Below are 10,508 nucleotides of genomic sequence, written 5' to 3'. Positions count from 1 at the left end.
GGGCTAATGGAAGTCCAGGCACGGCGACCCTCGCTCTCCAACGGTTTTATTAAACCAAGGGGGAATCGGTCTGCCGTGCCTTTAAAGCTTATATTACCATCTTTCAAACATACAAGGGGGCAAGGGGTGAGGTAAAACGGTGAGGTAGGAATGGTGAGGCTCGCGCCACCATTAAATGCAAACGGAGTCATCCGCACCGGGCTTTTTTCAACGGTAAATCAAATGGACTTTATCGGGTCGGTATGTTAGATTATTTTTGCACGGTATATTGCTGCTTGAGCGCGTATTGGTTCGCTAAAGACTAAATCGACTGTATCGCAAAGAGGTTTTATGAGCAACATCTTCTCCGACCGTATTGCCGATGTGCCGCGGTCATTCATCCGGGAAATACTTAAAGTAGCCCTTGACCATTCCTATATATCCTTCGCCGGCGGCCTGCCCAACCGCGACCTTTTCCCCGTCGCCGCGCTGAAGGAGGCCGCCGCTAAGGTTTTCGATGTCTTCGGCAATGATGTCCTGCAGTATGCGGACTCGGAAGGCTATCAGGGACTGCGGGAAATCATCGCCAAACGCTACCGGGATAAAAAAGGCCTGGAAATACCGGTGGAGCAAATCATGATTACCACCGGCTCCCAGCAAGGGCTGGACATCCTGGGCAAAAGCCTGCTCAATGAAGGCGACGACCTGGTTATCGAGGAGCCTGGCTATCTGGGAGGCATCCAGGCATTTTCCCTGTATAAACCTAAATTCGACCCCGTCCCCCTTACCGAGGACGGCATGGACGTTAAGGAGTTGAAACGGGTGATGGGAGCGGTCAAGCCCAAGCTGATGTACACCGTCCCCAACTTCCAGAACCCCTCTGGTATCTCGTATTCGGGCTCGAACCGCCGCGTGGTGGCGGAGCTGGTTGACGGCACCAGCACCTTGATAATTGAGGACGACCCCTACGGCGACCTCCGTTATGAGGGGCAGGATCTGCCGTCTTTCAAGCTGCTCCTGCCGCAAAACACCATCCTGCTGGGTTCGTTTTCCAAGATAATCGCCCCGGGTTTCCGCCTGGGCTGGATTGTCGCCCCGGATAACATCATGGAAAAGCTCATCATCGCCAAGCAGGCGGCTGACCTGCATACCAGCTATTTCGTGCAGTGCTTGGTCTACCAGTACCTCCAGGACAATGATATTGAAAAGCATATCGGTATTATCCGGGAGCACTACGGCCGGCAGCTTCAGGCCATGCTGCAAAGTATCGGGACGTATTTCCCGCCGGAGGTAAGCCATACCTGTCCGCAGGGGGGCATGTTCCTCTGGGCGACGCTGCCGGAAAACGCCTCCACCCGTAAGCTGCTGGACATCGCCGTCAAGGATAAGGTGATTTTTGTCCCCGGCGACCCCTTTTATATTAACCGCCGGGAGACCGATACCATGCGGTTGAACTTCTCCTGCATGGATGAGGCCATGATTAATACGGGCATCGAGCGGCTGGGCAAGGCCATTAAAACTTTGCTCGGGCGCTGAAAAAGCGGGTAGCGCATGACGCAGGATTTTCCCCTTGTTGCAGAGATATTCATGGCGCCGGACGCCGCCTGGTGCTTTGAAGCTTTAGCCCCCCGCCACCACAGCTTCTGGCTGGACAGCGGCATGGACCCGTCCGGGCTGGGCCGCTATTCCTTCATGGGCGCCGACCCCTTTCTGGTAATGCGCAGCCGGGGCGATGATATCACCCTTGTCCGGGGCGGGGCGGAAGAAAAGATAAAGGGCAATCCCTTTGACGTGCTCGGCGGGTTGCTGGCGTGCTATCGCCTGGGAAAAAGCGCCGCGGCTATCCCCTTTACCGGCGGCGCGGTAGGCTATTTCAGCTACGATTTGTGCCACTTTATTGAAAAGCTCCCCTCCGCCGCCGTGGATGACCTTAATCTCCCGGAATGTTATCTGGGGTTCTACGATGCCGTCATCGCCTTCGACCATTTGGAAAACAGGACCTATTTGATTTCCACCGGTTTCCCGGAGCTGGATGCGGCCAAAAGGCAAAAGAGAGCGCAAGCCCGGCTGGACGAGTTAAGGAATCTGGTCGCTTTAGCCCCGCCCCCCGCCCCGTTACGGGAAGCCGCCTCCGGCGGCAAGCTGGTGCTCAAGGCCAACTTCTCCCATGAGGCCTACCTGGCGGCCGTAGCCAAAGCCCGCGAGTACATCTGCGCCGGGGATATCTTTCAGGTCAACCTCTCGCAGCGCTTTGAAGTTGCGACGAATATCGAACCTTACGAGCTTTACCGCCGACTCCGCCGTATTAACCCGGCGCCCTTCGCCGGCTATTTCAACTTTGAAGGCGTCGGCATCGTCGGCGCTTCCCCGGAGCGCTTTCTCAAGCTGCGGGGGGACCGGGTGGAAACGCGCCCCATTAAAGGCACCAAGCCCCGTGGCCGGACGCCGGAGGAAGATAAAGCGCTGGCGGATAGCCTGCTGGCCAGCAAAAAAGACCGCGCGGAAAATATCATGATTGTGGACCTGGAGCGCAATGACATCGGCCGGGTCTGCCGCTACGGTACGGTCAAGGTCACGGAGCTGGCCGTGCTGGAGACCTTCCCCACCGTTTTCCACCTCACCTCCACCGTGGTGGGGCGGCTGCGGGAGGGGACGGGCATCGTGGATTTACTCAAGGCCACCTTCCCCGGCGGCTCGATAACCGGCGCCCCCAAGGTGCGCTCTATGGAAATCATCGACGAGTTGGAGCCTACCCGCCGCGGCGTTTATACCGGGTCGCTGGGCTATATCGGCTTTAACGGGGACATGGACTTGAATATCGTCATCCGCACCATCGTCGTGAAAAATAACCAGGCCTGGTTCCAGGTTGGCGGCGCTATCGTTTACGATTCGCAGCCGGAAGCGGAGTATATCGAGACGCTGGACAAGGGGAAAGCGATGATACAGGCGCTGAACCTCTCGCCGGGCGGCGCGGTGGAGATAATATCGTGATACTGGTGATAGATAACTACGACTCTTTTACTTACAACCTGGTGCAGTACCTGGGGGAGCTGGGGCAAGAGCCGGCCGCTTACCGCAATGACGCTCTGACTTTGGAACAGGTAGAGGCTCTGTCGCCCAGCCACATCATCATTTCGCCGGGGCCTTGCACCCCGCTGGAAGCCGGTATCTCTAACGACGTAGTCCGCCGTTTCCGCGGCAAGATTCCCATACTGGGCGTTTGCCTCGGCCATCAGTGCATCGGCTATGTTTACGGCGGTCTCATCAAGCGTGCTTCTTTGCCGATGCACGGTAAAGAGTCCATCGTCCGCCACGACGGCGCCACCATCTTTCACGGCCTCCCCTCCCCCATCACCGTGGGGCGCTATCACTCCCTGGTGATAGACGCGGAATCCGTGCCCGCCGCGCTGGAAATCTCCGCCCGGACGGATGACGGTGTAATCATGGCCGTGCGTGACCGCCGCCACGCGGTGGAGGGCGTTCAGTTCCACCCGGAGTCCATCATGACGCCGGATGGACATGAAATATTACGTAATTTTCTGAATATAGCTATAAAGCAGTAAAATAAAAAAACTTTAGGTAAAGATTTGATTTTATCAGGGTATGGAGGCATCTCATGGCTGAAATAGTCTATCTTAACGGTAAACTCGTACCGGCCGCCGGGGCCAAAATATCCGTCGCCGACCACGGTCTGCTTTACGGCTACGGGCTTTTCCAGACGGCGCGTGCTTATCGCGGACGGCTCTTCCTCCTCGAACGCCACCTGGAGCGGCTCTACGCCGCCGCGGAGGTCATCGGGCTGCGGCAGAAGCTGGCCGGCCTTGACCTGGAAAAAGCCTGCCTGGACACGCTGCAAGCCAATAAGCTTCAGGAAGCCCGCGTGCGCCTGACCGTAACTAACGGGGAAAGTCCGGCTTTGCCCTGGGTGGACGCCTCCGGGCCGCCCAACGTTATCGTTACCGCTTTGCCCTACACCCCCTTCACCCCGGAAAAGTACGCCCAGGGCTTTAAAGTGGGTATCGCCTCTTTGAGACGACTCGGCCAGTCGGTGGTCAGCAGCATGAAGTCGATTAACTACCTCTTGAACGTTATCGCCCGGATGGAGACCGCCGCCCAGGGCCTGGACGAAACGGTGCTGCTGAATGATGAGGGGTATATCGCCGAGGGCGGCGGCAGCAATATCTTTTTTGTCCGGGAGGGGGGGCTGGTCACGCCTTCGGTCGGCAGCGGCATCATACCGGGGGTCACCCGGGAGGTGGTGATGGATTTGGCGGACGGCCTGGGCCTTAAAGTCACCGAAGGCACCGTAGGCATCGGCGTGTTCCGCAAGTGCCGGGAAGCCTTTATGACCAACGCCCTCATTGAGGTCATGCCGGTGGTCTCGGTCAGGGATGAAAGCGGCCGGGACATCGTTATCGGAGATGGTAAACCGGGGGAAATAACGCTCAAGCTGGCGGCGGCCTACCGGAAGAAGGTTGAAAAAGAAATTCTAAATCCCAATATCTAAACTCTAAACGGCGGGGAGGGGGTTTAGGATTTAGAGCTTAGTGCTTAGGATTTATTCTACCAGAAGTCCGTCCTGGTTATATGTTCGCTTTCTTTGATAATCTGGCGGATGGTGTCGCGGGTGGGCTCGTCGCTGATGGGTTCCACCTCGGAAACGGGAAAACCGTCTTTATTTTTCCCCACCCGCCACCCGGTAACGTAGCCGGGCACTAAAGCGGAGCAGAAGTCGCCCGTCCCGCAGCAGGACGACTCTATTACGGCGTTGCTCAGGACATAGAGGATTTCCCGCCCTTGATACGGCAGCCGCACCTCTTTTTCCATGGTGTAGTAGCCGGATGGGGCCGGTATATCGCGGTTCAACTCTAAGTGCGTGTATTTACTCATAGCCTAAATTCCCAATAACCAGGATACAAACACCAATAAATCCAGTTTGGTTATTGTCCCGATTCCTTTCCTCATACGGGATGCCGCATGTAATCGGCATATCTTGTTTCTTGTTTCTTAATCCCCATCACACCAATCCCGTATCCTCCGCCACTCCTAAAACCAGGTTCATATTCTGTACCGCCGCCCCGGAAGCCCCTTTGCCCAGGTTGTCATAGCGGGCGGAAAGCAGTACCCTGTCCTCCCCCCCGAAGACGAATATCTCCAGGTTGTTGGTGCCGTTGTTATCCGTAAAGGTCAGGAAACCGTTTTTCAGGTATTCGTCCGCCGGGTAGGGCATCACCTTAACGAACTTCTCCCCGGCATAGTGCTCCGCCAGCGTTTCCCTGATTTCCCCGGCGGTCATACGCTTTGCCAGCCGCTCCGGTACCAGCGGTATGGAGATGATTTCCCCGTTATATACGTTGACCACCGTCGGCGCGAAAACGGGCGGCCGCGCCAGCCCGGCGTATTTGGTCATTTCCGGGATATGTTTATGGTTCAAAGCCAGCGCGTAGGGGCGTGGGTTTTTAATGTAGTCCGGCGCGTTCGCGTTATCGTAGTCGGTAATCATGGCCTTGCCTCCGCCGCTGTATCCCGCCACCGCGTGGCAGGACACGGGGTAGTCCGCCGCCACGATGCCCTTGGCCACCAGCGGGTAAAGCATCAGTACGAAGCCGGTGGCGTGGCAGCCCGGTACGGCGATTCGTTTGGACTTTTTTATCCGCGCCCGCTGGTCTTTCTTGAGCTCCGGCAGCCCGTACGCCCAGCCCTCCGTGACGCGGTGGGCGGTAGAGCCGTCGATGACGCACACGGCGCTGTTTTTCACCAGTCCGGCGGACTCGCGGGCGGCGTCGTCCGGCAGACACAGGAAAACTATGTCCGCCTCGTTTATCAGCTTTTGTTTGGCCGCCGCATCCTTGCGTTTATCTTCCGGTATCTCGATTACCTCGATATCGCTGCGCCCGTGCAGGCGCTCGCGTATTTTCAGGCCGGTGGTGCCGTGCTGCCCGTCGACGAATACCGTTTTTTTCATGCTGTCTTTTCGTACGCCTTACTGATTTACCATAATAAGTATAGCATAAACGTTTTACCGGCGGTAGCTGGCCGCTAGGGGAAAACCGATTGGACATGACATAATGTTGGCGGCAAATCTTAGCATGACGCTTTGAAGCTGTCAATAGCCGGGTTTTGAACGTAATTAGCTACAAATAAACGTATTTTGTGCCTAAATAAATATTATTTGAGCGTGGGCCGCACTTGACATGAGACTGCCAATGGTTTATTGTTTATAGCAAATAGCTTCAAGGAAGGAGGAATCATGCAAGCATATTGTGTGAAGTGCCGAGCCAAAAAAGAGATGAGCAATGCTAAATCCATCACCATGAAAAACGGCAAGCCGGCTACCCAGGGTGTATGCCCGACCTGCGGCACGAAAATGTTCAGAATCGGCAAGAAATAAAGTCGATTAAGACCAACGGATTTTAGATATAAATAAGGCTGGATGGTTTCCCACCGGGAGCGTCCAGCCTTTTTTATTGCCTGTGGTTATGGTGCGGGTTATTTGGCGGCGGGCAGGGGGCTGATGTATTTGCCCACCAGCTCCTCCGTATTGACGGCGTTTAGCTTGTGGAACATCAGCGCGAAGCGTTCTTCCAGCTCTGCCATGATGGCTTTGAGGCTGGCCGCCGGCATGTGCCAGAGCTGTTCCTTGAAATCCCCGAAGGCTTTCTTGCGGGTATTGTAGTAGAACTGCTCCTGGGTATCGCCCTCTTTGCGTTCGCTGGCGCAGTGGGTTTCCAGGTAGCGGTGTATCTGTTCCGTCATATCTTTGGGGAAGCTCGGGCTATCGTAAACGATGTTCTGGAAGCCCGTGGCCAAGTGTACTTCCACTGTCTCCACCTTCGGAAACATGTCGAAGGCCTCGTCCGGCAGGGTGGAGGCGCCGTGCTGTACCGCCCCGCCCATCCCGTATTCCTCCCGCGCTGCCTCGGAGATGGCTTTAAGGGTCTCGAAGGCTATCTTGACCTTGGCGATGCTGCCGTCCGGCAGGGCCACGCCGCCGTGGGTGGTGCCGGTCTGCACGCTGATTTTGGATATCCCTTTGGCGCCTTTGGGCAGCTGCTTGAGGTAGCCGTCCATGAAAGCCCGCAGGTCTTCCACCGTGCTGTTGCCCTTGCCTATTTCCCCTATTTCCCCGCCCACGGACACAGTAACGCCCCTGGGCTCGATGCTGCGGATGTATTTGGTCATTTCCGCCGTCACCCGGGAGTTTTTCTCCTGCTGCTCCATCAGGTCGTCCTTGGAAATGTCCACCAGCGTTGAAGCGTCTATATCTATGTTGTAGAACCCGGCGTCTATGGAGTCCTTGATGAGCTTCTTAATATCGTTCAGCTCGCCTTCCGGGTTTTCCCGGTACATGGCCCGCCGTACCTGGTAATGGTCGCCCTGGATGAAGACGGGGCCTTTGAAGCCGGTCTTCACCGCGGCCGCCAGGACGCAGGCGGCGTATTCCGCCGGGCTCTGCTTGGTGTAGCCTATCTCGGAGCGCGCTATCTCGAAAGTGAAAGCGCCCGCCTTGTTTTTCAGTGCCGCCCGGAAGACCGCTTGGGCCGTGTCATAGGTCAGCATGCGGATATTGATGGCGGGCACGGTAATGCCTTTATATTTACCCTGCCCGGCGGCGTCGTAGAGCGACTGTATGCTGGCGGGATAAGCGCCGGCTTTGAGGGCCGCTTCTTTAATCAGGCGGTAGCTTTCCGTCCTGGTGGCGGCATCCGGGGAAAAGACGGCCTGCTCCACTGCAGCGTCGATGTTTTTACTGTTTATCGGTTGGGCATGCATTGTTGCCTCCATTGTTCAGAATAGTGCGCCGTCCGTTGTACCGGTCGGCGTCGTATTGTATGGTGGGGTCCACCAGGTTGAGCTTGCCGTAGATGTTGTCCAGCGGGACGGAGGAAATATCGCCGTTTTTCAGGCAGACCATCTGGTTGTAGTGCTGGCAGACGATTAAGTCCACCGCCGCGATGCCGAAGTAGCGTCCCATGCGGCGGTCGTAGGCGCAGGGGGCGCCGCCGCGCTGTAGATGGCTCAGTACCACGCTGCGGGTCTCCAGCCCCGTGCCGGATTGAATCCCCTGGGCCAGTACCTCGCCGATGCCCCCCAGCGCTTTGTGCCCGAAGCTGTCCATGCCTTCCTTGGTCACTACCTCCGTGCCGCCGATGGTCTTGGCCCCCTCGGCCGCCAGGATGATTTCATACCGCGAGCCGGACCTTTTCCCGTCCATCACCAGGTCGTTTACTTTTTCCAGGGAAAAATCGTATTCCGGAATCAGGATAATGTAAGCGCCGCAGGCTTCGCCGCCTTCCAGCGCCAGCCAGCCGGCCGTCCTGCCCATCGTTTCCACCACGAAGATGCGCTTGTGGGAGCCGGCGGTGGTACGCAGGCGGTCCACCTCTTCCACGATGACGTTAAGCGCGGTCTCGAAACCCAGGGTATAGTCCGTTTCCGGCAGGTCCCGGTCTATGGTCTTGGGTATGCCGATGATGTTGACGCCTTCCTTGGCTAAACGGCTGGCGATGGCTAAAGTCCCGTCCCCGCCGATGGCGATAACGGCCTCCAGCCCCAGCCGCTCTATATTCTCGATGACCTGCTTGGAACGCTCGTGTTTGGGGTCATAGGGGGAAAAGCGGGAGGTGCCCAGCATGGTGCCGCCGTAGCGGTCCCATGTCCTGACTATGTCCGGGTTAAGCGGCATGATGTTGCCGCCGGACTCCAGGGTATCGCTGTCGAAGTTTGCCAGGCTTTTCCACCCGTCCCTGATGCCCAGCACCTCGTAGCGCACGCCCCTTTCCCATTCCAGGCGTTCGTCCATGGCGGTTTTTACCACCCATTTCAGGGCGGGATTAAGCCCGGCGCAATCGCCTCCGCCCGTCAGCACCCCTATACGGCTTTTCTTCATGATATCTCAACTCAAATTATAAGAGCAGTTTCCTCAACTGTCAAAGGGGGAATTATACCTTAAGCATAGAAGAAATTTTACCTGGCGGCAAGGGTGTCTGTAACGGAGACTGCTCAGGGACGGCTGGTAAATACGGAATTGAAGGTCGCCGGTTAGCCAATCCGGTCTCCAAAGTACCGGTCACCCCCGTATGCCCGGGGAATCGGGACTGGTCGGACTATCGCGCGGGAGTGCCGTGGGGTGGGCATATAAATAATTGCTTTAAGATATGCTCGTTTTGCCAGAATTCCTGCCCTGTACCGGAGGAAAAACCGCTGGACTTATCCGCCAAAAGGGAGTAAAATTTAATGGCTTATGAAGGACTGATAATGAAGCAAAACTTGCATGACATAATACGGTCAAAACATGTGGAAAAAGTAGAGCACTGGTCTCATTAGGTCAGTGCTCTTAATGTTAAAGGAGGTAACGTCCATGCAATCTAGTCTGATAGGGAAGATAGAAAAAGCCAAGCGGTACGCTCAGGAAACAGACCGGGTTACCTTCAAAGAATTGACCGTGAAATTCCGCGGTGAAAACAGTGATTATGATGTCATCTTCAAAAACGAAAAATGGCACTGCACCTGTAGTTTTTTCTCTAAATGGGGCCTTTGCAGCCACACCATGGCCTTGGAAAAAATCCTGGCTAACATGCTGCCCCCGGAAGCCCGCACCGCCCAGATGGACGCCCCCGGCCTGAAAACGGAAATTTAAACCGGACGCGCTTGCTTTGCCTGGGGCAACTGTACCCTTTTAGCGGCGGCGGGACGGTAGGCGGGGAGGGGAAGGAATCATGAATTTCTTGGAGAAGCTGGCGCTGGCCGGCAAAAAAAACAGGAGCCTGCTCTGCGTGGGGCTGGACCCTGACCCGGCCCTGATGCCGGAGAAAATAGGGTTATTTGAGTTCAATAAAGCCATTATCGACGCCACCGCCGACCTTGTTTGCGCCTACAAGCCCAATATAGCCTTCTATGAAGCGGAGGGCAACAAGGGACTGGAAGCGCTTTACCGCACGCGGGAGTACATCCCCGCGGAAATCCCGGTTATTATCGACGCCAAGCGCGGCGATATCGGCAACACCGCCCGGGCCTATGCCCGCAGCCTTTTCGAGCGTTTTAACTTCGACGCCGCTACCGTCAGCCCCTACCTCGGCTACGATTCCCTGGAGCCTTTCCTGCGCTTCCGCGACCGCGGCGTCTTTGTTCTCTGCCGCACCTCCAATAAAAGCGCGGAGGACTTGCAGTCGCTGCCGGTCAAAACGGCCCGCGGCCACCAGATGCTTTTTGAAATCGTCGCTGAAAAAGTGCAGGAGTGGAATAAAAACGGCAACCTGGGGCTGGTGGTGGGCGCCACCTATCCGGAAGAATTGAAGCTCATCAGGGACCGTTACCCGGAAATGCCGCTGCTGATACCCGGCGTGGGCGCGCAGGGTGGGGAGCTCGGGCAGGTGGTGGCCTGTGGCGTGGACGCCGGGCGGGAAAAGACCGTCATCAACGTGTCGCGGCAGGTTTTATATGCCTCCAGCGGGCGGGACTTCGCCGCGGCCGCCAAACGTGAAGCCGGGGCGCTGCGGGACAAGATTAACGAATACCTGGGTGCTTAG

General features: G+C 56.7%; 11 protein-coding genes. 7 read left to right on the top strand and 4 right to left on the bottom strand.

The features are described from left to right. Window positions 1-330 precede the first annotated feature (330 nt). The 4 genes from WC370_09540 to WC370_09525 are packed head-to-tail and all read left to right on the top strand — an operon-like array spanning window position 331 to window position 4,486. Complete coding sequence (locus tag WC370_09540; GenBank protein ID MFA5309708.1) at window positions 331-1,515, top strand: PLP-dependent aminotransferase family protein; 1,185 nt, start codon at window positions 331-333, stop codon at window positions 1,513-1,515. Between the two features lie 15 nt (window positions 1,516-1,530). After that, a complete protein-coding gene (gene pabB, locus WC370_09535) occupies window positions 1,531-2,970 on the top strand; it encodes an aminodeoxychorismate synthase component I (GenBank protein ID MFA5309707.1) in 1,440 nt (479 codons plus the stop codon). Next, window positions 2,967-3,542, top strand: a complete 576-nt coding sequence (locus WC370_09530; protein MFA5309706.1) for an aminodeoxychorismate/anthranilate synthase component II — start codon at window positions 2,967-2,969, stop codon at window positions 3,540-3,542. Before pabB ends, WC370_09530 begins: the two co-directional genes overlap by 4 nt. A 53-nt stretch (window positions 3,543-3,595) precedes the next feature. Continuing rightward, window positions 3,596-4,486 carry an aminotransferase class IV gene (locus WC370_09525; protein ID MFA5309705.1) on the top strand — a complete coding sequence of 297 codons (891 nt, stop codon included), beginning with the start codon at window positions 3,596-3,598 and terminating at the stop codon, window positions 4,484-4,486. A gap of 56 nt (window positions 4,487-4,542) precedes the next feature. Here WC370_09525 and WC370_09520 read toward each other — a convergent pair whose 3' ends face one another. Both WC370_09520 and argC read right to left on the bottom strand, forming a co-directional pair. Beyond that, window positions 4,543-4,869, bottom strand: coding sequence for a hypothetical protein (locus WC370_09520; GenBank protein MFA5309704.1), 327 nt, complete (start codon window positions 4,867-4,869; stop codon window positions 4,543-4,545). Between the two features lie 127 nt (window positions 4,870-4,996). After that, a complete protein-coding gene (gene argC / locus WC370_09515) occupies window positions 4,997-5,944 on the bottom strand; it encodes an N-acetyl-gamma-glutamyl-phosphate reductase (protein MFA5309703.1) in 948 nt (315 codons plus the stop codon). A gap of 285 nt (window positions 5,945-6,229) precedes the next feature. Here argC and WC370_09510 point away from each other — a divergent pair, with 285 nt between their 5' ends. After that, entirely contained in the window at window positions 6,230-6,370 is a 141-nt protein-coding gene (locus tag WC370_09510) for a DUF5679 domain-containing protein (GenBank protein ID MFA5309702.1), read from the top strand. 98 nt (window positions 6,371-6,468) lie between these two features. Here WC370_09510 and WC370_09505 read toward each other — a convergent pair whose 3' ends face one another. Both WC370_09505 and WC370_09500 read right to left on the bottom strand, forming a co-directional pair. Then, a complete protein-coding gene (locus WC370_09505; protein MFA5309701.1) occupies window positions 6,469-7,752 on the bottom strand; it encodes a class II fructose-bisphosphate aldolase in 1,284 nt (427 codons plus the stop codon). Further along, a complete protein-coding gene (locus tag WC370_09500) occupies window positions 7,727-8,869 on the bottom strand; it encodes an ATP-dependent 6-phosphofructokinase (protein MFA5309700.1) in 1,143 nt (380 codons plus the stop codon). The genes WC370_09505 and WC370_09500 overlap by 26 nt, the downstream gene beginning before the upstream one ends. Before the next feature lie 471 nt (window positions 8,870-9,340). On the opposite strand from WC370_09500, the gene WC370_09495 reads away from it, so the two are divergent. Next, the gene (locus WC370_09495; protein MFA5309699.1) at window positions 9,341-9,619 is read left to right on the top strand and encodes a hypothetical protein; all 279 of its coding nucleotides are present in this window, start codon (window positions 9,341-9,343) and stop codon (window positions 9,617-9,619) included. Window positions 9,620-9,698: 79 nt separating this feature from the next. Continuing rightward, complete coding sequence (gene pyrF / locus WC370_09490) at window positions 9,699-10,508, top strand: orotidine-5'-phosphate decarboxylase (GenBank protein MFA5309698.1); 810 nt, start codon at window positions 9,699-9,701, stop codon at window positions 10,506-10,508.

This window comes from Dehalococcoidales bacterium, from assembly GCA_041652735.1.
In the GTDB taxonomy this organism is placed as follows: domain Bacteria; phylum Chloroflexota; class Dehalococcoidia; order Dehalococcoidales; family RBG-16-60-22; genus RBG-13-51-18.
This window is presented reverse-complemented; position numbering and strand designations above follow the sequence as displayed.

Excerpts from the sequence above, each read along its gene's own strand:
- pyrF (MFA5309698.1), top strand. The coding sequence starts at position 9,699 with ATGAATTTCTTGGAGAAGCTGGCGCTGGCCGGCAAAAAAAACAGGAGC.
- WC370_09505 (MFA5309701.1), bottom strand. The coding sequence starts at position 7,752 with ATGCATGCCCAACCGATAAACAGTAAAAACATCGACGCTGCAGTGGAG.
- WC370_09500 (MFA5309700.1), bottom strand. The coding sequence starts at position 8,869 with ATGAAGAAAAGCCGTATAGGGGTGCTGACGGGCGGAGGCGATTGCGCC.
- WC370_09540 (MFA5309708.1), top strand. The coding sequence starts at position 331 with ATGAGCAACATCTTCTCCGACCGTATTGCCGATGTGCCGCGGTCATTC.
- WC370_09520 (MFA5309704.1), bottom strand. The coding sequence starts at position 4,869 with ATGAGTAAATACACGCACTTAGAGTTGAACCGCGATATACCGGCCCCA.
- pabB (MFA5309707.1), top strand. The coding sequence starts at position 1,531 with ATGACGCAGGATTTTCCCCTTGTTGCAGAGATATTCATGGCGCCGGAC.
- argC (MFA5309703.1), bottom strand. The coding sequence starts at position 5,944 with ATGAAAAAAACGGTATTCGTCGACGGGCAGCACGGCACCACCGGCCTG.
- WC370_09510 (MFA5309702.1), top strand. The coding sequence starts at position 6,230 with ATGCAAGCATATTGTGTGAAGTGCCGAGCCAAAAAAGAGATGAGCAAT.
- WC370_09495 (MFA5309699.1), top strand. The coding sequence starts at position 9,341 with ATGCAATCTAGTCTGATAGGGAAGATAGAAAAAGCCAAGCGGTACGCT.
- WC370_09525 (MFA5309705.1), top strand. The coding sequence starts at position 3,596 with ATGGCTGAAATAGTCTATCTTAACGGTAAACTCGTACCGGCCGCCGGG.